This window comes from Kitasatospora sp. SUK 42 (assembly GCF_015776785.2).
GTDB lineage: Bacteria > Actinomycetota > Actinomycetes > Streptomycetales > Streptomycetaceae > Kitasatospora.
The window spans coordinates 400,731-422,114 of sequence record NZ_LFMD02000002.1 but is presented as its reverse complement, the minus strand read 5'-3'; the positions used below and the strand labels follow the sequence as shown (position 1 = coordinate 422,114).

Below are 21,384 nucleotides of genomic sequence, written 5' to 3'. Positions count from 1 at the left end.
ATCACACCTTCCAGCGCGCGCGACGTCACCCTCCCCGCAGTCACGGCAACCGAGCGTGATAGGAATCGTGGCATTCCGGTACGGACCGCCGCGCACCCTTGCAGCACGGCGGCGGAACTGGGGAGGGAGTGCGCAGATGGCCAGGAACGTCGTTGTCACCGGCGGTGGCACGGGAATCGGGTACGAAGTCGCGCGGCGGTTCGCCGAAGCGGGCGAGAACGTGGTGATCGTGGGCCGCCGCCGGGAGGTCCTGGAGAAGGCCGCGGCCGACCTCGGGCCGAACGTCACCCCGCTGGTGTGCGACCTCGCCGACCCGGACGCCGTGGAGACCGCGCTCCAGGAACTGCCCCAGCGCATCGACGTGCTGGTGAACAACGCCGGCAGCCGGGAGACCGTCATCGGCGGCGGGCCGCACGCCCTGCTGGCGCGCTGGCGCGGCGACTTCGAGCGCAACGTGCTGACCGTCGTGCTGCTCACCGAGTCGATCCGGGACCGGCTCACCCCCGGCTCCGGCCGGGTGGTCACCATCAGCTCCATCGCCGCCCTGCGCGGGGCCGGCAGCTACGGCGCGGCGAAGGCCTCGCTGCACGCCTGGAACCACTTCCTGGCCGCGCAGTTGGGGACCTCGGGCATCACCGCCAACATCGTCGCGCCGGGGACGGTCGCCGGCACCGAGTTCTTCGGGCCGCGGCTGGACGACGCCGAGGTGGCCCGCCGGGCGGCGCGCACGCTGCTCGGTCGGATCGGCGAGACCGGTGAGGTCGCGGCGGCGGTGCACTTCCTCGCCTCGCCCGAGGCCGGGTTCATCACCGGCGAGATCCTGCACTGCAACGGCGGCGAGCTGCTGGGGCGTTGAGGCATGGCGAAGGCCCCGGACCGACCGCGGTCCGGGGCCTTCGTGCTGTCGTGCTGCCGGGCTCTCGTGCTCTCGTGCTCTCGGGCTGGAGGTGCCTCAGGCGGGCCGGAAGCGGCGCAGCCGGAGGCTGTTGCTGACCACGAAGACCGAGGAGAAGGCCATCGCGGCCCCGGCGATCATCGGGTTGAGCAGTCCGGCGGCGGCCAGCGGGATCGCCGCCACGTTGTAGCCGAAGGCCCAGAAGAGGTTGCCCTTGATGGTGCCGAGGGTGCGGCGGGAGAGCCGGATGGCGTCGGCCGCCGAGCGCAGGTCGCCGCGGACCAGGGTGAGGTCGCTCGCCTCGATCGCGGCGTCGGTGCCGGTGCCCATCGCCAGGCCCAGGTCGGCCTGGGCGAGCGCGGCCGCGTCGTTGACGCCGTCGCCGACCATCGCGACCGAACGGCCTTCGGTCTGGAGGCGCTTGACGGCTTCGACCTTGTCCTCGGGCAGCACCTCGGCGACCACGTCCTGCGGGTCGATGCCGACCTCGGCCGCGACCGCCTCGGCCACCGCCCGGTTGTCGCCGGTCAGCAGCACCGGGCGCAGGCCCAGGGCGCGCAGTTCGGCGACGGCCTCGGCGCTGGTCGGCTTGACCCCGTCGGCGACCTCCAGCACGGCCCGCGCCTCGCCGTCCCAGCCGACCGCGATCGCGGTGCGGCCCGCCGCCTCGGCGGCGGCCTTGGCGCGGGCCAGGACGGGCGGCAGGTGCTGCGCGCGGTCGGCCAGCAGGACCTCGCGCCCGGCCAGTACCGTACGGCCGTCCACGACGCCCTCCACGCCCCGCCCGGGCACGTTGCGGAAGTCCTCGACCGGGGGCAGCGGGCCGGTCCGGTCGGCGGCGGCCTCGGCGATCGCCCGGGCGATCGGGTGCTCGGAGGCGTGCTCCACGGCGCCGGCCAGGCGCAGCGCCTCGGCCTCGGTGACACCCTCGGCGGTGTGCACGGCGAGCAGGGTCATCCGGCCGGTGGTGACGGTGCCGGTCTTGTCCAGCACGACGGTGTCGACCGCGCGGGTCGTCTCCAGCACCTCCGGGCCCTTGATCAGGATGCCGAGCTGGGCGCCGCGGCCGGTGCCGACCATGAGCGCGGTCGGGGTGGCCAGACCGAGGGCGCAGGGGCAGGCGATGATCAGGACGGCCACGGCGGCGGTGAACGCCTGGGTGGGGCTGTCGGTGGCGAGCAGCCAGCCGACCAGGGTGGCGAGCGCGATCAGGATGACGGCCGGGACGAAGACGGCGGAGATCCGGTCGGCCAGGCGCTGGGCGGCGGCCTTGCCGTTCTGGGCCTCCTCGACGAGCCTGGCCATCCGGGCGAGCCGGGTGTCCGCGCCGACCCGGGTGGCCTCGACGACCAGTCGGCCGTCGACGTTGACGGTGGCGCCGGTGACGGTGTCCCCGACCATGACCTCGATCGGGACGGATTCGCCGGTGAGCATCGAGGCGTCCACCACGGAGCCGCCCTCGACCACCGTGCCGTCGGTGGCGATCGTCTCGCCGGGGCGCACCACGAAGCGGGTGCCGACGGTCAGCCGGTCCACGGGCAGCCGGACCTCGTGGCCGTCCTGGAGCACCGCGACGTCCTTGGCGCCGAGGTCGAGCAGGGCGTGCAGGGCGGCGCCGGCCCGGCGCTTGGAGCGGGCCTCCAGGTAGCGGCCGAGCAGGATCAGCACGGTGACGGCGGCGGCGGTCTCCAGGTAGAGCGTGGAGGAGGCGTCGGTGTCGCCGATCGAGAACGAGAAGTCGTGGCGCATCCCGGGCATGCCGGCGTGGCCCCAGAACAGGGCCCAGAAGGACCAGCCGAAGGCGGCCAGGGTGCCGAGCGAGACCAGGGTGTCCATGGTCGCGGCGCCGTGCCGGAGGTTGGTCCAGGCGGCGCGGTGGAAGGGCAGGCCGCCGTGGACGACGACCGGGCCGGTGAGTGCGAAGGCCAGCCACTGCCAGTTGGTGAACTGGAGGGCCGGGACCATCGACAGCAGGACCACCGGGACGCTGAGCACGGTGCTGATCAGCAGCCGGTCGAGGAGCGGGTCGGCGGCGGGCCGCCCGGGCGCGGCGGCGGTGCCGGCCGGTTCGGGGGCGGCGGGGGCCGGGGGCGGCGGGGGCTCGGCGGTGTAGCCGGTGCGCTCGACGGTGGCGATCAGGTCCTCGACCGTGACGCCGGGGCCGTAGTCGACCCGGGCCTTCTCGGTGGCGAAGTTGACGGTGGCCTCGACGCCGTCCATCCGGTTGAGCTTCTTCTCGATCCGGGCGGCGCAGGAGGCGCAGGTCATCCCGCCGATCGACAGCTCGATCCGGTCCGGGGCCCCGACGTCCGGGGCGGAGGTGCTCATGCGGATCAGCTCCTTGCTGGGGGCGTGCGGCGGGGGCCGCTGCCGGGCCCCCGCCGTACCGTGGTGGATCAGGCGCTGGGGCCGACCAGTTCGTAGCCGGCCTCGTCGACGGCGGCGCGGACCTGCTCCTCGTCCAACGGGGCGGCGGAGGAGACCGTCACGGTGCCGGCCTTGGCGTCGGCGGCGACCTCGGTGACCCCGGCCAGGGCGGAGAGCTCCTCGCTGATCGCCTTCTCGCAGTGGCCGCAGCTCATGCCGGACACGGTGTAGGTGATGGTGCTGGACATCTGGGGCCTCCGGGACGGTCGGTGCAATTGCGGTGCGGATTCCTACTCTCATAACACCATACCCCTATGGGGTATTTCCGAGGAGGGGTGGGTGAACCGGAGCGCATCGCGGGCGTCCGGTCGGCCGGGGGTCGGGGGAGCGTGACGGGGTGGGGGGGCTGGTTCGGCGTCGTGATCGTCCCTTATGTTCGGTATGTGTTTCGGATCCGCCGCGCCCAGTCACCCTCGGCCCCCACCGCCGCCGGGCTGCCACCGGACCGGCAGCGCGGCGCACTGCTGGCCGCCGACCTCCAGGACGTGCCGTTCTGGTGGCGCGCCACCCCGGCGCTGCTCGCCGTCCTGCTGGTCGCGCTCGCGGACTTCCTCTCCGGCAAGGACCGCTACCTCGCCCCGCTGATGACCGTGGTCCCGACCGTCGCCGCGCTCACCCTCAGGCCCGGCGAACTGCTCGCGGTCTGCGCGACCGGGCTGCTCGCGGTCTTCGGGCTCAGCCACCACGACGAGGTCGACAACATCGACGACGCGCGCTTCCTCTACGGCGCGATGGTCAGCTACGTGGTGCTGACGCTGTTCTCGGCCTGGGTGGCCAAGATCCGGATGCGGCGGGCGGCGGCCTTCGCGGCGGTCAGCTCCGTCGCCGAGGCCGCCCAGCGGGCCCTGCTGCAACTGCCGGGACCGGCCGTCGGGCCGCTGCGGCTGGCCGTGCGGTACGTGTCGGCGGCGGACGCCTCGCGGATCGGCGGGGACCTGTACTCGGTGCTGGAGACGCCGCACGGGACGCGGGTCGCGGTCGGGGACGTCCGGGGCAAGGGGCTGGCGGCGGTCCAGACCGCGGCGGTGGTGCTGGGCGCGTTCCGCGAGGCCGCGTACGACGAGGCCGGGCTGCGGGGCGTCGCGGCCCGGATCGAGGCCAGCGTCGAGCGGCACGCCCCGGACGGGGAGTTCACCACGGCGCTGTTCGCGGAGTTCCGCACGCCCGGGGTGATGGAACTGCTCCAGTACGGGCACGTGTCGCCGATCCGGGTGGACGGCGAAGGGCGGGTGCACGTGCTGGACGCGCCGGACCCGTGGGTGCCGCTCGGCCTCGGCCGGCTGGCGGCGGGGGAGCCGACCAGCTGGGGGCAGCCGTTCGGGGCGGAGGACGTGCTGGTGCTCTGCACGGACGGCGTGATCGAGGCGCGGCACCACGGGAGCGGGGAGTTCTACCCGCTGGCGGAGCGGGTCGGGCCGCTGGTGCACGGGGCGGCGCGCTCGGCGGGGGAGCTGGAGGCGGCGGTGGGGCGGGTGTACGCGGACCTGCTGGCGCACACGGGCGGGGAGCTGCGGGACGACGCGCTGCTGCTGCTGATCACCCGGACGGACTGACGGGGCGGCCCGGGGGCGCTTCACCGCGAGGCTCCCGGCGCCTGACCCGGGAGCCTCGCGGTGAGAGGTCTAGGCGGCCGTGACCTCGGCGAGGGTGCGGAAGACGAGGGCGGTGGAGGTCGCGCCCGGGTCCTGGTGGCCGATGCTGCGTTCGCCGAGGTAGGAGGCGCGGCCCTTGCGGGCCTGGAGCGGGACGGTGTCGAGGGCGCCCTGCTCGGCGGCCTCGGCGGCGGCCGCGGCGGCCTCGGGGAGGCCGGCGCCGTCGGCGGCCGCGGTGCGGAAGGCGGCGACGGCCGGGGTCCAGGCGTCCACGATGGTCTTGTCCCCGGGCTCGGCCTTGCCGAGGGCGCGGACGGCGTCCAGCCCGGCGGCCAGGGCCTCGGCGAGGGCGGCCGGACCGGCGGGCTCGGGCAGGGCGGCGCCGATCGCGCGGAAGGCCTTGCCGTAGAGCGGGCCGGAGGCGCCGCCGACCTTGGAGATCAGCGTGGTGCCGGCCTTGGTGAGGACGGCGCCGGGGCCGGTCGGCTGGAGGCCGTCCAGGGCGGTCAGGGTGGCGGCGAAGCCGCGCTGGAGGTTGCTGCCGTGGTCGCCGTCGCCGATCGCGGAGTCCAGCTCGGTGAGCCGGGACTGCTCCTTCTCGACGGCCGCGGCGATCGCGCGGATCCAGGCCTCGGCCAGCGGGGTGTCGAAGTCCATCGGGATCCTCCTCAGGCCCGCTTGAGGGCGGGGGTGTCGACCGGGGCGTCCCACAGTTCCAGCAACTGGGTGTCGGCCTTGGTGAGGGTGAGCGAGAAGCCCGCCATGTCGAGGCTGGTGACGTAGTTGCCGACCAGGCTGCGGGCCACCGTGATGCCGCGCTCGGCGAGCCGGGCGGCGACCTCGCCGTAGACGACGTACAGCTCCAGCAGCGGGGTGGCGCCGAGGCCGTTGAGCAGGGCGATCACCTCGTCGCCCGGGGTGAGGTGGTGGTCGGTGAGGATGGTGTCGACCACCTCGGCGGCCAGGTCTCGGGCCGGGCGGAGCTTCTCGCGGCGGCGGCCGGGCTCGCCGTGGATGCCGACGCCGACCTCGATCTCGTCCTCGGGCAGGTCGAAGCCGGGCTTGCCAGCGGCCGGGACGGTGGCCGCGGTGAGCGCGATCGCGAAGGAGCGGGAGGCGGCGTTGACCCGCTCGCCCAGGGCGGCCACCTCGTCCAGCGGGGCGCCGCGCTCGGCCAGCGCGCCGGCCGTCTTCTCGACCAGGACGGTCGCGCCGGTGCCCCGGCGCCCGGCCGTCCAGGTGGAGTCCTCGACCGCGACGTCGTCGTTGACCAGGACGGTGCGGACCTCCAGGCCCTCCTCGGCGGCGAGTTCGGCGGCGAGCTCGAAGTTCATCACGTCGCCGGTGTAGTTCTTCACGATGAAGACCACCCCGGCGCCGCTCTCCACGGCCTTGGCGGCGGCCAGCATCTGGTCCGGGACGGGCGAGGTGAACACCTCGCCGGGGCAGGCGGCGTCGAGCATGCCGGGGCCGACGAAGCCGCCGTGCAGCGGTTCGTGCCCGGAGCCGCCGCCGGAGATCAGCGCGACCTTGGGGCCGGCCGGGCGGTCGGCCCGGGTGATCACCCGGTTGGGGATGTCGACCGCCAGCTCGGGATGGGCGGCGGCGACTCCGGCCAGGGCGTCCTCCAGGACGCTCTCCGGGGTGTTGATCAGCTTCTTCAACGCTCTTCGCTCCCTTGGTGACCTCGGTGGGGACGCAACAGCCTGGCTCCGACGCTACGCCAGACGGGGGTGGCGGGCACGGGGTGCGACACGCGGGTTTCCGGTCACACTCCCGGAGCAGCGGGATCGGGTCGTAGGGTCGGCCGCATGAGTGAGAGTGTGGGGATCGTCTTGGTTTCGCACAGCGCCACCCTGGCCGCCGGGCTGCGCGAGCTGCTCGCCGAACTCGCCTCGGGCGCCGTGCGGGTGGTGGTCGCGGCCGGTACGGAGGACGGCGGGCTCGGCACCAGCTACGACCTGATCGCCGGGGCGATCACGGAGGCGGACGCCGGGGCGGGCGTGGTCGTGCTGCCGGACCTCGGCAGTTCGGTGCTCACCGCCGTGACGGTGCTGGAGGACGAGCCGCGCCCGGGCGTGAAGCTGGTGGACGCGCCGTTCGTGGAGGGCGCGGTCGCGGCCGCCGTCACCGCCTCGACCGGGGCGGGGCTGGCCGAGGTGGTCGCGGCGGCCGAGGACGCGCGCTCCTTCCGCAAGCTGCAGTAGCCGCACGAGCCGGTGGGCTGCTTGCCGGTGGGCTACTTGGCGTCGGCGTAGCAGTCCACCACCGCCGTGCTGAGCGGGAAGCGCACCGGGGTGTCGCCGAACACCAGCCGCCGGGCCTCGTCGGCGGCCTCGGTGACGGCGGCGGCCACGTCGTCGGCCAGGTTGGCCGGGGTGTGCACGATCACCTCGTCGTGCTGGAAGAACACCAGGTGCGGGCGGTCCGCCGGGTCCGCGACCGGAAGGCCGCCCAGCCGTCGGCGCAGCGCGGCGATCAGGGCGAGCGCCCAGTCGGCGGCGCTGGCCTGGATGACGAAGTTGCGGGTGAACCGGCCGCGGGCGCGGGCGGTGCGGCCGCCGGCCTCGCCGGAGGTGTCGGCCTCGGTGAGGTCGAGGAAGTCCGCGGTGGCGGGCGGGCAGACCCGGCCGAGCCGGGAGGCGACCACGCCGCCGTCCTCGCCGGTGCGGGCGGCGGCCTCGACGTAGCCCATCGCGGCCGGGTAGCGGCGGCGCAGGGTGTTCAGCAGCGGGCCGATGTCGCCGCTGGTCTGCCCGTACATGGCGCCGAGCAGGCCGAGCTTGGCCTTGTCCCGGTCGCCCTGGAAGGCGTTGGCGGCGAGCGCCTCGTACAGGTCGCCGCCGGCCGCGGTGCGGGCCAGCCCGGCGTCCTGGGAGAGCGCGGCGAGCACCCGGGGCTCCAGCTGGGCGGCGTCGGCGACCACCAGCAGCCAGCCCGGGTCGGCGACCACGGCGCGGCGCAGGATGCGCGGGATCTGCAGGGCGCCGCCGCCGCGGCTGGCCCAGCGGCCGGAGACCACGCCGCCGACCACGTACTCGGGCCGGAACCGGCCGCCGCGGGCCCAGGCGTCCTGCCAGGCCCAGCCGTGCGCGACGTGGATCCGGGACAGCTCCTTGTACCGGACCAGCAGCCGGGCGGCCGGGTGGTCGACGGCCTTGAGCTCCCAGGAGCGGGTGGAGCCGAGCTGGATGCCGGCCTCGGCGAAGGCGCGCAGCACCTGGGTGTGCGAGTCGGGGTTGAACGGCTTGGTGCCGAGGGCGTGTTGGAGCTCGACGGCGAGGTCGGCGAGCAGCCGGGGCTGGGTGCCGGGGACGGTCGGGCGGGGGCCGAGCAGTTCGGTCAGCAGACGGTCGTGGACGTCGGCGCGCCAGGGCAGGCCGTCGTGGGCCATCTCGGCGGCGGCCAGCGCGCCGGCCGACTCCGCGGCGACCAGCAGCCGGAACCGTTGCCGGGCGGCCGGGTCGGTGATGGCGGCGATGCGGCGCTGCTGTTCGGCGTGGACGGCGACGACGGCGGCCAGCGGGTCGGCGCCGGGCGGCAGTTGCAGCCGGTCGGGGGCGAACAGGGTGTCCTGGCCGTCGTCCGCGTCGGCCAGGCCGGGCTCGGGCAGGTCGTCGGGGACGGGCAGGCCGCGCAGCCGGGACCAGGCGGCGCCGAGCGAGCGGGGTGCGCCGAAGCGGCCCTCGTGGCCCAGCAGCAGGGCCTCGACCAGGCGCAGGTCGTGGCAGCGGGAGAGCCGGTCGGGCAGCCGGGGCAGCAGCGGGGCGTACCCGGAGTCGGCGGCGGCCCAGACCCAGCGGGTGTGCCCGGCGGCCTCCCGGGCGGCGACGGCGGCGGCGAGGTCGGCGGCGGCCTCGGGCGGGCCGAGCGGGGCGCCCGCGTCGTCCAGCGGCTGGAGGCGGCCGCCGGGGCCGTGCGGGTCGGGTGCGAGGGCTGTCCTGGGTGCCACGGGGGCGTCTCCTCTCCGGCGGGCGGTCGGGTGTTCGGTTGGCGGGTGCGGGCGTGCGACCTGCGGTTGTCCGCCGTCGACGTTAACCGGTGGGTACGACAATTGGGCCCGGGGCCGCGTAGGCACGGGGGATGACACGGCGTATGGTCGGCGAGGTGACCGAGAACCCGTTCTTCACGCCCAGCCCCCTCGTCTACGAACTGCCGCCCTACGCGGAGATCCGCGAGGAGCACTACCTGCCCGCCTACGAGCGGGGGATGGCCGAGCAGCTGGCCGAGATCGGGGCGATCACCGGCTCCGGTTCCGCGCCGACCTTCGAGAACACCCTGGTGGCCCTGGAGCGCTCGGGCGAGCTGCTGGGCCGGGTGGACGCGGTGTTCCGCAACCAGTCCGCCTCCGACACCACCGACCTGCTGGACGAGGTGGAGGCGAAGGTGAGCCCGCTGCTCGCCGCCCACCACGACGCGATCCACCTGGACCGCGAGCTGTTCGCCCGGATCGAGGCGCTGTACGAGGCCCGGGCCGGTCTCGGGCTGGACCCGGAGTCGCTGCGGCTGCTGGAGCGCCGCTACACCGCGTTCGTGCGCTCCGGCGCCCGGCTGGGCGGGGCCGAGCAGGCCCGGCTGCGCGAGCTGAACTCCGAACTGGCCGCGCTGTCCACCACGTTCCAGCAGAACGTGAACGCCGCCACCCGCTCCGCCGCGCTGGTCCTGGACTCCGCCGAGGAGCTGGCCGGGCTGTCCGAGGACGCGGTCGCCGCGGCCGCGGAGAACGCCCGGGTGCTCGGCCACGAGGGCAAGTACGTGCTGAGCCTCAAGAACACCTCGCTCCAGTCGGAGCTGGCCCAGCTCGTCGACCGCTCGGTGCGCGAGCGGCTGCTGGCCGCCTCGCTCTCCCGGGGCGGCGAGGAGAACGGCCCGCTGGCGATCCGGACGGCCGGGCTGCGCGCCGAGCGGGCCGCGCTGCTGGGCCACCCGAGCCACGCCGCGTACGTGGTGGCGGACGAGACGGCCGGCACGGTGGAGGCGGTGTCCGGGCTGCTGGCCCGGCTGGTGGAGCCGGCCGTGGCCAACGCCCGCCGGGAGGCCGCCGAGCTGGCCGAGGTGGCGGCCGCGGACGGCATCGAGGAGATCGCCGCGCACGACTGGGCGTACTACTCGGAGAAGGTCCGGCAGAGCTCCTACCAGGTGGACACGGCGGTGCTGCGCCCGTACTTCGAGCTGGAGCGGGTGCTGCGGGACGGCGTGTTCTTCGCGGCGGGGCTCGCGTACGGGCTGAGCTTCACGGAGCGGCCGGAGCTGACGGCGCACCACCCGGACGCGCGGGTCTTCGAGGTGTTCGAGGAGGACGGCTCCTCCCTGGGCCTGTTCATCGGCGACTTCCACGCCCGGGCGTCCAAGCGCGGCGGGGCCTGGATGGACGAGCTGGTGAGCCAGTCCGGGCTGACCGGGCGGCGGCCGGTGGTGCTGAACAACCTCAACGTCCCGCGCCCGGCGCCCGGCGAGCCGGCGCTGCTGGGCTGGGACGAGGTGCGCACGCTCTTCCACGAGTTCGGGCACGCGCTGCACGGGCTGTTCTCGGACGTGGAGTACCCGCTGTTCGCGGGCACCTCGGTGCCCCGGGACTTCGTGGAGTTCCCCTCGCAGGTCAACGAGATGTGGATGGTCCGGCCGGAGGTGCTGGCCAACTACGCCCGCCACCACGCGACCGGGGAGCCGCTGCCGGCCGAGCTGGTCGAGCGGATGACGGCGGCCGAGGGCTTCGGGCAGGGCTTCCGGACGGTGGAGTACCTGGCGGCGACGCTGCTGGACTGGGCCTGGCACACCGTGCCGCAGGGCCGGGAGATCGCGGACGCCGAGGAGTTCGAGGAGCGGGCGCTGGCGGAGGCCGGGCTCCTCGTCCCGGCCATTCCGCCGCGCTACCGCACGGCGTACTTCCAGCACGTCTTCGCCAGCGGCTACAGCGCCGGGTACTACGCGTACATCTGGTCGGAGGTGCTGGACGCGGACACCGTGCAGTGGTTCGAGGGCAACGGGCGGTCGGTGCGGGAGAGCGGCGAGCTGTTCCGGCGCGAGCTGCTGGCGCGGGGCTTCAGCCGGGATCCGCTGGAGTCGTTCCGCGCGGTGGTCGGGCGGGCGCCGGAGACCGGGCCGCTGCTGGCCCGCCGGGGGCTGGCCTGATCACCTCGCGGTGAGCGTGACCGCCACCGGGGTGCCGGGGCGGGCGTGCGGGAGCCGGATCCGTACGGTTCCCGCGCGTCCGTCCGCGGGCTGCTCGACCTCGACCCGGGCGTCCGCGGGGGAGACGGCGATTCGGGCTCCGCGCGGGAACGCGGCGGGCGGCAGGAGGAGTTCGCTGTCGTGGCCGGTGCCGTCGGCACTCCAGCGGACGGTGGCGGGGGCGGGGCCGGTGGGGGCTTCCGGGCGGACTTCCGTGTGGACGTCGGTGCCGGCGACGGCCACCGGGTACGGGCCGAAGGCGGGTTCGTCGCCGGGGGCGGGGCGCCCGGCCGGGTCGAGCGCGCAGTAGCCGCCGGTGCCACGGCACCAGTACCACATGGTCCAGCCCTCGGCGAAGCCGTCCATCGCGGCGACCTGCCGGCGGACCAGTCGGGTGTTGCCCGGGGTGCGGGAGTTCGGCGGGCCCCACTCGCCGACCAGGACCGGCAGCCGGTGGGCGGCGGGGTAGCCGGTGATCGCGGCGGTGTACTGCTCCACGAAGCCGCCGGACGGGTCCCAGTCGGCGCCGTTCTCCACGGCGGTGTCGTAGAAGTGCGGGGCGTAGCCGAGCCGGGGTGCGCCGGGGCGCGGATCGGCGAGGCCGGGCAGCCGGGTGGGCACGCCCTGGCCGACCAGGACGGTCGGTTCGACGAACAGCCAGGCACGGGAGTCGACTTGGCGTACGGCGGCGATCAGGCGGCGGTACATGTCGGCGAGCCGGCCCTGCTCCAGGGCGGCGGAGGCAGCGGCGAGCACGGCCGGGTCGCTCGGGTCGCCGTCCACCGGGCCGAACGGCTCGTTGAACAGGTCGTAGCCCAACAGTGAGCGGTGGCCGCGCAGTTCGCGGGCGAGCCGGGTGTAGAAGTCGGCCTGCCAGGCGCGCAGGTCGGGGTCGTCGTAGAGGTGGCGGAAGGCGGCCTGGACGGCGGGCTGGAAGTAGCCGGCGAACCAGTCGGCAGGGTCGGGGGTGAAGGGCAGGCCGTCGTCCCGGGTGGCCCAGCCGGGGATGCCGTTCGTTCCGCCGGTGAACTTCGGCCCGTAGACGTCCTGGTGGAAGTCGACCAGCACGAGGAGGCCCAAGTGGTCGGCCCAGCCGAGCAGTTGCTGTAGCCGGTGCAGTTCGGCCGGGTCGAGGCGGCCGCGCTCGGGCTCCAGCCTGGTCCAGGAGATCGGCAGCCGGATGAGGGTGAAGCCCTGGGCGGCGAGGGACTTGAGGTCGGCCTCGGTGGCCTCGGCGTACTTGTCGAGGTTGAAGCCGCGCAGTTGGAGGTGGCGGCCCCGGGCGTCGGTGAGGGCGGTGCGGCCGTCCGGGGCGGTGGCCGTGCCGGTGGGGAAGTGCGCCCGGCCGTCCTGCCGCCCGCCGTGGGCCGCGGCCGGGGTGGTGGTGAGCGTGGCGGTGGCGGCGAGCAGCAGGGCGGCGGCGGTGCGGCGCAGGCGCATCGGGACCTCGCACGGCGGGGGGTGGGGGCCCCGATGATGCCTGCGGCGCCGGGCGCGGCACAAGGGTCGTGCGCGCAAGAGCTGTGCGCGCAAGGGTCGTGCGCGCAAGGTCGTGCGTACAGGGGGAGTTCGGGGTGGGAGCCGGGCAGGGCCCGGTCCGCCTCCGGGGTCAGTCCGCCTCCGGGCCCGACGGCTCGGCGGTGGTGGCCGGGGCGGTCGGCAGGACGGCGGTGGGCAGGTCCGCGGCGGCGGCCAGACGCCCCCAGAGCAGGTCGGCCAGCGCCTGCACCATGCGGGTGCGGGAGCAGGGTCTGGTCTCCAGCCACCAGTCCCCGGCGGCCAGCACCATGCCGGTGATGCCCCGGCCCCAGGCCTCGGCGAGCAGGTCGCGGTCGGCGCCGAGGTCGACCTGGCTCTGGACGGCCCGGGTGATCTCCTCGGCGATCTGCCGCAGTGCCGGGGCGAGGGCCCTGCCGGCGCCGCTCGGGTCGCCCGGGTCGGGGTGGGTGAGCAGCCGGTAGACCTGCGGGCGGGCCTCGATCCCGGCGAGGTAGGTGTCCAGCACGTGCTCGACCCGGTCGCGGCGCTCCAGCGGTTCGGCCAGGGCGGCCCGGATGGCGGCCAGCAGGCCGCTGGTGTGGCGCTCGGTGAGGGCGCCGATCAGGCCGTTCCGGTCGCCGAAGTGCCGGTAGAGGATCGGCTTGGTGATGCCGGCCTCGGCGGCGATGGCGTTCATGCTGGCGCCCGGCCCGTCGCGCTGGATGACCCGGTCGGCGGCGTTGAGCAGTTGCTCGCGGCGGGGCTCTCGGGACATGCGCTGCTCCTCGGGTGCTGGGGTGGCGTGGGCGTTGACACCGGTTACCAATCAGTAGCAGACTCCGGGCATGTTACCGGAGGTAACACCCTGGTCGGCCGCACACCTTCTTCGGAGGCAAGCACCATGAGCAGCACGTTCTCGCTGGACCCGGGCGCGGACCAGCTCGCCGTACGCGACTGGCTGCACGGCTTCGCCGCCGACGTGATCCGCCCCGCCGCGGCCGAGTGGGACGAGCGCGAGGAGACCCCCTGGCCGATCATCCAGGAGGCCGCCAAGCTGGGCGTCTACTCGCTGGACTTCTACGCCCAGCAGTACTTCGACCCCTCCGGCGTCGGGATCCCGATCGCCATGGAGGAGCTGTTCTGGGGCGACGCGGGCATCGGGCTGTCCATCGTCGGCACCACGCTGGCCGCCGTCGCGGTGCTCGCCAACGGCACCGACGAGCAGATCGGCACCTGGACCCCGCAGATGTTCGGCACCCCGGACGACGTCAAGGTGGCCGCCTTCTGCTCCTCCGAGCCGGACGCCGGCTCCGACGTCTCGGCGCTGCGCACCCGGGCGGTGTACGACGAGGCCAAGGACGAGTGGGTGCTGAACGGCACCAAGACCTGGGCCACCAACGGTGGGATCGCCGCCGTCCACGTCGTGGTCGCCACCGTCGACCCGGAGCTCGGCGCCAAGGGCCAGGCCTCCTTCGTCGTCCCGCCGGGCACCCCGGGGCTGAGCCAGGGCCAGAAGTTCAAGAAGCACGGCATCCGCGCCTCGCACACCGCCGAGGTGGTGCTGGACGGCGTCCGGGTGCCGGGCAGCTGCCTGCTCGGCGGCAGGGAGAAGCTGGACGAGCGGCTGGCCCGGGCCCGCGAGGGCGTCAAGCGCCCGGGCGGCAGGGGCAACGCGGCGATGGCCACCTTCGAGGCCTCCCGCCCGGCCGTCGGCGCGCAGGCGATCGGCATCGCCCGGGCCGCGTACGAGGTGGCGCTGGACTACGCGAGGACCCGCGAGCAGTTCGGCCGTCCGATCATCGACAACCAGGGCGTGGCGTTCCAGCTCGCCGACATGAAGACCCGGATCGACGCGGCCCGGCTGCTGGTGTGGCGGGCGTCCTGGATGGCGGTCAACAACCAGCCGTTCACCGCCGCCGAGGGCTCGATGTCCAAGCTGTACGCGGGCGAGACGGCCAAGTTCGTCACCGCGCAGGCGATGCAGATCCTCGGTGGCAACGGCTTCACCCGGGAGTACCCGGTGGAGCGGATGCACCGGGACAGTGCGATCTACTCGATCTTCGAGGGGACCAGCGAGATCCAGCGGTTGGTCATCGCCCGGGCGATCTCGGGGATGCCGATCCGCTAACCGCCCACCGCTCGGCGGTCACCGGGCCGCCCAGAAGGTGAGCCCGGCGGTGAGCGCGCCCACCACCGCGCCGACGACGGTCTGCGCGGTGGTGTGGTCCCGCAGCACCACCCGGGACCAGCCGATCAGCACGACCAGCGGGTAGAGCAGCAGCCACAGCGGGCCGAGCGCGATGCCCAGGCACACCGCCGCGCCGCTGGCGACGGCGGTGTGCACCGAGACCTTCCACCAGACGGTGATCACCAGGATCGGGATCAGCGAGGCGAACATCGCGGCCACCATGGCGGTCAGGTCGCCGGGGGCGCCCAGCCAGAGCATCACGGCGAAGCTGATCAGCACCGAGCCCATGATGAACGGGATGACGGTCAGCCGGCGCTGCCGGTGGCCGACGTGGCGGTCCTCCAGGGTGCCCCTGCGGATGCCGCGCTGGATGAACAGGGTCGGGATGACGGCCGCGAACAGCGCGGCGAAGGCGGCCCAGCCGAGGCCGGTCCAGCCGTAGCGGACGGTGCCCATCAGCAGGCAGACCGCGATGATGACGTTCTTCGGCTCCACGCCGTCGGTGACCCGGCGTGCCCAGATCGTCCGGCTGGTGGGGGCGGCCGTGGCCTCGGTGGTCATGGGGGAGTGCTCCTGGCGGGGTCCGGATGATGATTGACGGACGATCGTATTTCCAGAAGTGATCATATTTTCCGGGACGGGTCGCTCAGAACCTCGGCGGGCGGCCCTCCAGGAAGGCGGCCAGGCCCTCGTGCACGTCCGACGCCTCCCGCGAGCGGCGCTCCCAGGGTTCCAACGCCTCGGCCGCGTGCTCCGGCGGGGCGGCCAGCGCGGCCTTCACCGCACCGATGGTCTGGGTCGAGCGGGTGGTCAGCAGCCGGGCGAACTCCAGCGCGGCGGCGTCCAGTTCGGCATCCGGCAGGACCCGCTCCGCGAGGCCCAGCGGCAGCGCGTCCCGGCCTGCCACCAACTCCCCGGAGAACAGCAGGTACTTGGCCCGCGCCGGGCCGACCAGCCGGGCCAGCCGCAGGGTCGGCACCGCCGGGTACACCACGCCGAGCTTGGCCGGGGTGATCCCCAGCCGGGCGTCCTCGGCGACGAAGCGCAGGTCGCAGGCGACGGCCAGTTGGCAGCCCCCGCCCACGCAGGCGCCGTGCACCACGGCGATCGTCGGGTGCGGGAAGGCCGCCAGTGCCTCCTCGGCGGCCACGTTGATCGCGTGGTAGGCGTCCGCACGCTGCGGATCGCCGTACACCTCGGCGAGTTCGGCGATGTCCGCGCCCGCGCTGAAGGTGTTCCCCGCTCCGGTCAGCAGCAGGGCGCGCACGCCCTCCTGCTCGGCGAGCTGCCGCAGGACCTTGGGCAGCGCCTGCCAGACGGCCAGGGTCACCGCGTTGCGCCGGTGCGGGCGGTCGAACTCCAGCACCGCCACGCCGTCCGTACCGACGTGGGCGTTCAGGCCGTCGGCCTGGGCGGGCAGGGCGGAGCGGTCCCGCGTGAGCAGCGGCTGGTCCATGCGCACCTCCGGTCGGTCGTGGTGCGCCCACTCTCTCAGGCGGTGCCGGCGGGGCGTGCGGGGGCCCGGGTGCGGCCTGGGGCGGCCCGTACGACCCGGGCGGCCTGCGCGGCGGAGGTGCGGGAGCGGGGCACGGCGGACGACGGGGGTGCCACCGGGCCCCGCGGCTTGCCGAGGCCTTCCGCGGGCCTTCCGTGGGTCTTCCGCGGGCCACCTGCGGTGCCTTCCGATCAGGCCCGGTCGGGCCTGATCGGAACCGTGTCAGGCGCGATCAGGTCCGCGTCAGGCCCGGTCGGCCTTGGCGGCGGCCCACTCCGGGGCGAGGATCGCCCAGATCTCCTTGTCGTGGCGGACCCCGTTGTACAGGAACCACTCGCGCAGGGTGCCGTCCAGCGTCATGCCGACCCGCTTGGCCACCGCCCGGCTGCGGTCGTTGACGGAGGAGCACCACCACTCGGCGCGGTGCAGGCCGCGGGTGACGAAGGCGTAGTCGAGCAGCTGCCGGACGGCGGTGGTGATCAGCCCGCCGCCCTCACCGGCCGGCTCCGTCCAGGCGCCGATCTCGCAGTTGCCGGTCTTGGTGCTGAAGTGCACGAACATGACGCCGCCGACCAGCGTGCCGTCCCGCCAGATGCCGTAGATCCGGCGCTCGTCGGCGGCCTGGCCCTCGGCGTAGCGCTGCAGGGTGGCGCGGGCCGAGTCCAGGTCGGTGGAGAAGGTGGCCCACGGGATCCACGGGTCGGTGTGGGCGCGGGCGCGGTCGAGGTGCGCCAGGAACTCGGGGGCCTGCCACGGCTCCAGCGGGCGCAGGTCGGCGTTCTCGGTGAGGGGTACGGAAAACACGGGCGGGCCTTTCGGGGTGGTGCACGGGTTGGTCGAAACCATTCATAACAAACGTTTGGTATGTACGATAGCCCCCATGACGCCAGCCCGTGGAGACCATGACGCCCGCCGCTCGGAGGTCTCCGAGGGGGTGTGGCGAGTGCTCTCCACCCGGGGCTTCGAAGGGCTGACCCTGCGGGCGGTGGCGGCCGAACTGGGCGCCTCCACCGGACTGTTGACGCACTACTTCCCGAACAAGCGGGCGCTGCTGAGCCATGCGCTGGAGGAGCTCGACCGGCGCTCGACCGACCGGCCCCGGCGGCTCGCCCCCGCCGACGGCACCCCGCCGCCGCCCGCCGGGCTGGCCCGGCTGCGGGCCTCGCTGCTCGACGTGCTGCCGCTGGACGAGGCGACCGCGGACGGCAACCGGATCTGGGTCGGCTCCTGGGACGTCGCCCTGGCCGACCCGGAGCTGGCGGCCGCGCACGCGGGGCGCTACGCCCGCTCGCGGGTGCGGCTCACGGAGCACGTCGCGGACGCCCAGCGGCTCGGGGAGCTCCCGGCGGGGGCCGACCCGGCCGAGCTCGCGGCGGGCGCGCAGGCCTTCGTGCTGGGGCTGGTGGTGCAGTCGCTGTTCGCCCCCGGGGAGTTCCCGCCCGCGCGGCAGATCGCGCTGATCGACGCCTATCTGGCCGGCCTGGCCGGTTAGGCGGCCGTTTCGGGTGGTCCTGGCGGGTCGGGGCCCCGTTTCGGGCGGCCCGGCGGGTCCGGGCGGCTTCCGGTCCGTTCGGGCGGGGGATTTCGCCGGGAATTCCGGTTGTTCCGATTTGGCCCCGGTTTTTCGCGATGGGCACGACACGCATTGTCACGGGTTATGTGCGGCGAGTGTGTATTACCGGGAGGTCCGGAACGGACACGGAAAGTGTTCGCCGGTGCGACGGCCTGCGGAATTGCAGGGTGGCGCCCCCAGCAGGATTCGAACCTGCGACCTACCGCTTAGAAGGCGGGTGCTCTATCCGCTGAGCTATGGGGGCGGGACGGGCTGCGCCCGGATGGGCGCGACCGTGGCCGGGATCGGGCGACGTGCGCCGGGGCGCGCGCTGTCCGGCCCCGTGCCTGAGGGGGAGGGTGGGGGTTGGTGGACCCTCGCCCTGTCGGGGACAGGATAAGGGTGTCCAGTTCCTTGGCCGGGTGTGACGACACCGTCGTTGGTGTGTCGGTTCGGTGGAGCGGTCCGATAATCGCAGGTGAAGGCCGTGAGTGCAGCGGTCTGGCAGTGTTCCGCGCCGGACGTTGTGCAGTCGTTACGGGGCTGCCTCCTCACCCGTTATGGATTCGGCACGGAGAAAGTGCCGCCACCGACGCGGGTGGGGGGTCGTATTCGGCTTGTCGCGGTCGGATGACGTGGGTGGACGGCTCCCGGCGGACGTTCCTCGGCAGGCTCGGAGGGGTCGTCTAGCGGCCGGTTTGTTGTCATGGCCGCGAAGAACTGGCGGCTTGGCGGTGTATGAAGGCTGAAATTCACCCCTGCGGGTGACGGCGGTTTTCCACAGGGCCGAGTTGTCCAGGAGTTATCCACAGGATTTCGGAACGCGATGGCCGGGATTTCCTTCAGGGCGCACTCTCAACTCGCACCGGTCGATTCCGTACGGTGCATCGGCGAGAACGGAGAGTGGGCTGTGAACGAGACGCATGTCACGGTGCTCGGCAATGTCGCGACGGAGGTGAGCTACGGGGAAACCTCCGGCGGGGTGCCGATGGCGAACTTCCGGCTCGGCTGCACCGAGCGCCGGTACGACCGGCAGCGCGAGTGCTGGGTGGACGGCGAGACGCAGTGGCTGACGGTGACGGCCTGGCGGGCGCTCGCGGTGAACCTGATCGGCTCGCTGGCCAAGGGGGACCCGGTGCTGGTGAGCGGCCGGCTGAAGGTGCGGGAGTGGACGGAGGGCGAGGCGAAGCGCAGCCGGGCCGAGATCGACGCCCGGTCGGTCGGGCACGATCTCACCCGCGGCACCTCGGCGTTCCGTTGGGCGACGGGGGTGCGCGGGCAACCGCCGGGCGGTGCGGGGCCCGTCGGGGCGGAGACCGGGAGCGAGCCGGTGCCCGACTGGATCGTGAACGCGCTGGAGGCGCGCAAGGCCGCGGCGGTGGCCGGTGCGCCCCGGCTGCCGGAGCTTCCGCCGGGCGGGCGGCCGCTGCCGGGGGAGTGGGGCGGGGTGTCCGAGCGGGAGATCGGGGGTGAAGAGCAGGCGATGCCGGAGTGACGGGTCGGTGACCTTACCTGTCGACAAATATGTTGGTCGAGAAGGCTGTTGCGCCCGCACGCGCAATCTCGACCGGATTACGGAAAGCGGCGGAGGGATTCTGGTTGATCGTCAACATGTGTGGGACCTGAGGGGATTGATAACGATCCAGATACGGAATCGTCCTGATTTCGCATGGGGGGTTCCGGGCCTCTGAGGCTCAATAGGATTCGTCTGGTTCATACCCCGCAGCGGTGCCACAGGGGGCACGCGCGGCACGGCAAGTCGGCGGGCTGCCCATCGTGTGGCCTGACCCGGAGGGATCCCAGATGTTCCAGAGGCAGGGGCGGAGTCTGTCCCGCATAACCACTGTCATGCTCACGACCAGCTTGGCGCTGGGCGGAGGCCTGTTCGCGGCCGGTGCGGCGGCCGCGGCGGACACCCCGGCTTCGGGTGTGGCCGCAGTGGTCCAGCCGACGATGCTCGGCGAGAAGGTCGATGTCGAGGGCAAGGGGGCCGTCGACGCCGGTCTGTTCACCCTCACGACCGCCGGCGGCCAGTTGCAGACCTACTGCATCGACTTCGGCTTCCCGGTGGACATCACGAAGGCGATCGAGTACCAGGAGTCCGACTGGTCCTCCAGCTCCCTCGGCAAGCCGGAGCGCGCGTCGGCCGCCTCCAAGATCCGCTGGATCCTGGAGAACTCCTACCCGCAGGTCAAGAAGGCCGCGCTGGCCAAGGCCATCGGGGTCGACGCCGACAGCCTCAGCGATGAGGACGCCGCCGCGGGCACCCAGTCCGCGATCTGGAAGTTCTCGGACAACAAGAACGCCACCCCGCGCAGCCAGAACGCCAAGAAGCTGCGGGACTACCTGGTCGGCGAGGCCAACAAGGGTGTCGCCGCCGAGCCCAAGCCCTCGCTGAGCTTCACCCCGGACTCCGTATCCGGCAAGTCCGGCGGCAAGCTCGGCCCGTTCACCCTCAACTCCAGCGCCGCCGAGGTGAAGCTGGCCGTCTCGGGCCCCGCCGCCGACAAGGCCAAGCTGGTGGACAAGGACGGCAAGCCGGTCGGTGCCACCCTGGCCGGTCCGATCGCCAAGGACACCCAGCTGTTCCTGGACGTCCCGGCCGGGACCCCGGACGGCTCCGTCGTCCTCAACGCCAACGTCGAGACCGCCGTGCCCAGCGGCCGCGTCTTCCTCAGCAAGGGCTACACCGCGGCCAAGCACAGCCAGACCATGATCCTGGCCGGCTCCAGCAAGGTCAGCGTCGCCGCCACGGCCAAGGCCACCTGGCAGCAGGGCAAGGGCGCGCTGATCGACAGCACCGCCAAGGTCGAGTGCGTGAACAACGGCGTGCGGGTCTCCGTCACCAACGGCGGTGACGAGGCCGGCGCCGTCACGGTCGGCAAGCAGCAGCTGACCGTCCAGCCGGGCAAGACCGAGAGTGTGCTCGTCCAGGTCGCGGAGAAGACCGCTTACGACATCACCGTCACCGGCCCGAACGGCTACAGCCGCCAGTTCCAGGGCGTGCTCGACTGCAAGACCGTGACCAGCACGACCCCGAGCTCGGGCCCGTCCACCCCGGCGTCGACCGGCACCCCGTCGGCCGGCACCCCGTCGGCCGGAACGCCGTCGGGCACCCCGTCGGGCACCCCGAGCAGCGCCGCCGGCCAGCCGGCCCCGTCGACCACCAGCGCCGCTCCGGGCACCGGTGGCCTGGCCCAGACCGGTGCCAATGACTCGACCCCGATCGTCGCCGCCGTCGCCGGTGGCCTGGTCGTGGCCGGTGGCGCCGCGGTCTTCGTCCTGCGCCGTCGCGGCCGCCACGGCCGCGCCACCGCCTGAGTCGCCCGAGGCACCCGAGTCGCCCGAGGCGTCCGAGACACCTGAGGCGCCCGAGGTGCCTGAGGTTCACCGAGCGCCCCGAGCGTGCCCGAGCCGCCTGAGCGGTCCGGGAGGCACCGACCTCCCGAGGCCCTGAGCGCGGCACCCGGCCCGGCTCCCCGCACCCGCTGCGGGGAGCCGGGCCTTCGCCGTCTCCGGGCCGGAGGGGCTGCGGGTGAAGGGGGAGCGCCCCCGGGGCAACGGGCGGCCGACGCCCGGGCGGTG

18 protein-coding genes and 1 tRNA gene are annotated in these 21,384 nt (G+C 73.9%); 8 read left to right on the top strand and 11 right to left on the bottom strand.

Annotation, left to right across the window (positions count from 1 at the left end):
• Positions 1–136 precede the first annotated feature (136 nt).
• Positions 137–856, top strand: a complete 720-nt coding sequence (locus tag RZ50_RS01780) for an SDR family NAD(P)-dependent oxidoreductase (protein ID WP_196947133.1) — start codon at positions 137–139, stop codon at positions 854–856.
• 96 nt (positions 857–952) lie between these two features.
• On the opposite strand, the gene RZ50_RS01775 is transcribed toward RZ50_RS01780, so the two are convergent.
• Together RZ50_RS01775 and RZ50_RS01770 are read right to left on the bottom strand one after the other, a co-directional pair.
• Positions 953–3,223, bottom strand: coding sequence for a cation-translocating P-type ATPase (locus RZ50_RS01775; RefSeq protein WP_217680191.1), 2,271 nt, complete (start codon positions 3,221–3,223; stop codon positions 953–955).
• 68 nt (positions 3,224–3,291) lie between these two features.
• The gene (locus tag RZ50_RS01770; protein WP_196947131.1) at positions 3,292–3,510 is read right to left on the bottom strand and encodes a heavy-metal-associated domain-containing protein; all 219 of its coding nucleotides are present in this window, start codon (positions 3,508–3,510) and stop codon (positions 3,292–3,294) included.
• A 195-nt stretch (positions 3,511–3,705) separates the two neighbouring features.
• On the opposite strand from RZ50_RS01770, the gene RZ50_RS01765 reads away from it, so the two are divergent.
• The gene (locus RZ50_RS01765) at positions 3,706–4,875 is read left to right on the top strand and encodes a PP2C family protein-serine/threonine phosphatase (protein WP_308271181.1); all 1,170 of its coding nucleotides are present in this window, start codon (positions 3,706–3,708) and stop codon (positions 4,873–4,875) included.
• Positions 4,876–4,944: 69 nt separating this feature from the next.
• Here RZ50_RS01765 and dhaL read toward each other — a convergent pair whose 3' ends face one another.
• On the bottom strand, positions 4,945–5,571 hold the full coding sequence (dhaL, locus tag RZ50_RS01760; protein ID WP_196947129.1) for a dihydroxyacetone kinase subunit DhaL: 627 nt from the start codon (positions 5,569–5,571) through the stop codon (positions 4,945–4,947).
• A gap of 11 nt (positions 5,572–5,582) precedes the next feature.
• Complete coding sequence (gene dhaK, locus RZ50_RS01755; RefSeq protein WP_196947128.1) at positions 5,583–6,578, bottom strand: dihydroxyacetone kinase subunit DhaK; 996 nt, start codon at positions 6,576–6,578, stop codon at positions 5,583–5,585.
• A gap of 147 nt (positions 6,579–6,725) precedes the next feature.
• Here dhaK and dhaM point away from each other — a divergent pair, with 147 nt between their 5' ends.
• Positions 6,726–7,121 carry a dihydroxyacetone kinase phosphoryl donor subunit DhaM gene (dhaM, locus tag RZ50_RS01750; RefSeq protein WP_196947127.1) on the top strand — a complete coding sequence of 132 codons (396 nt, stop codon included), beginning with the start codon at positions 6,726–6,728 and terminating at the stop codon, positions 7,119–7,121.
• A 32-nt stretch (positions 7,122–7,153) separates the two neighbouring features.
• On the opposite strand, the gene RZ50_RS01745 is transcribed toward dhaM, so the two are convergent.
• Positions 7,154–8,866 (bottom strand): bifunctional 3'-5' exonuclease/DNA polymerase, encoded by a 1,713-nt coding sequence (locus tag RZ50_RS01745; protein WP_196947126.1) that lies wholly within the window; start codon positions 8,864–8,866, stop codon positions 7,154–7,156.
• A gap of 155 nt (positions 8,867–9,021) precedes the next feature.
• Between RZ50_RS01745 and RZ50_RS01740 the strand changes: the two genes are divergently transcribed.
• Positions 9,022–11,046, top strand: a complete 2,025-nt coding sequence (locus RZ50_RS01740) for a M3 family metallopeptidase (protein ID WP_308271178.1) — start codon at positions 9,022–9,024, stop codon at positions 11,044–11,046.
• Here the strand turns inward: RZ50_RS01740 and RZ50_RS01735 are convergent, their stop codons facing one another.
• Together RZ50_RS01735 and RZ50_RS01730 are read right to left on the bottom strand one after the other, a co-directional pair.
• Positions 11,047–12,525, bottom strand: coding sequence for a cellulase family glycosylhydrolase (locus tag RZ50_RS01735; protein ID WP_196947125.1), 1,479 nt, complete (start codon positions 12,523–12,525; stop codon positions 11,047–11,049). It lies immediately after the preceding gene.
• A gap of 169 nt (positions 12,526–12,694) precedes the next feature.
• Positions 12,695–13,339, bottom strand: coding sequence for a TetR family transcriptional regulator (locus tag RZ50_RS01730; RefSeq protein ID WP_196947124.1), 645 nt, complete (start codon positions 13,337–13,339; stop codon positions 12,695–12,697).
• A gap of 126 nt (positions 13,340–13,465) precedes the next feature.
• Between RZ50_RS01730 and RZ50_RS01725 the strand changes: the two genes are divergently transcribed.
• A complete protein-coding gene (locus RZ50_RS01725; protein ID WP_196947123.1) occupies positions 13,466–14,692 on the top strand; it encodes an acyl-CoA dehydrogenase family protein in 1,227 nt (408 codons plus the stop codon).
• An 18-nt stretch (positions 14,693–14,710) separates the two neighbouring features.
• Here RZ50_RS01725 and RZ50_RS01720 read toward each other — a convergent pair whose 3' ends face one another.
• The 3 genes from RZ50_RS01720 to RZ50_RS01710 all read right to left on the bottom strand — a co-directional run bounded on the left by RZ50_RS01720 (position 14,711) and on the right by RZ50_RS01710 (position 17,051).
• Entirely contained in the window at positions 14,711–15,313 is a 603-nt protein-coding gene (locus RZ50_RS01720; protein WP_254801951.1) for a hypothetical protein, read from the bottom strand.
• 85 nt (positions 15,314–15,398) lie between these two features.
• On the bottom strand, positions 15,399–16,208 hold the full coding sequence (locus RZ50_RS01715; protein WP_196947122.1) for an enoyl-CoA hydratase/isomerase family protein: 810 nt from the start codon (positions 16,206–16,208) through the stop codon (positions 15,399–15,401).
• A 282-nt stretch (positions 16,209–16,490) separates the two neighbouring features.
• Complete coding sequence (locus tag RZ50_RS01710; RefSeq protein ID WP_196947121.1) at positions 16,491–17,051, bottom strand: GNAT family N-acetyltransferase; 561 nt, start codon at positions 17,049–17,051, stop codon at positions 16,491–16,493.
• Positions 17,052–17,127: 76 nt separating this feature from the next.
• Here RZ50_RS01710 and RZ50_RS01705 point away from each other — a divergent pair, with 76 nt between their 5' ends.
• The gene (locus RZ50_RS01705) at positions 17,128–17,739 is read left to right on the top strand and encodes a TetR/AcrR family transcriptional regulator (RefSeq protein ID WP_196947120.1); all 612 of its coding nucleotides are present in this window, start codon (positions 17,128–17,130) and stop codon (positions 17,737–17,739) included.
• Positions 17,740–17,988: 249 nt separating this feature from the next.
• Here the strand turns inward: RZ50_RS01705 and RZ50_RS01700 are convergent.
• Positions 17,989–18,064 (bottom strand) — tRNA-Arg (locus tag RZ50_RS01700).
• 645 nt (positions 18,065–18,709) lie between these two features.
• On the opposite strand from RZ50_RS01700, the gene RZ50_RS01695 reads away from it, so the two are divergent.
• Together RZ50_RS01695 and RZ50_RS01690 are read left to right on the top strand one after the other, a co-directional pair.
• A complete protein-coding gene (locus RZ50_RS01695) occupies positions 18,710–19,294 on the top strand; it encodes a single-stranded DNA-binding protein (protein WP_308271172.1) in 585 nt (194 codons plus the stop codon).
• A 353-nt stretch (positions 19,295–19,647) separates the two neighbouring features.
• A complete protein-coding gene (locus RZ50_RS01690; RefSeq protein WP_196947118.1) occupies positions 19,648–21,120 on the top strand; it encodes a Cys-Gln thioester bond-forming surface protein in 1,473 nt (490 codons plus the stop codon).
• Positions 21,121–21,384: the final 264 nt, after the last annotated feature.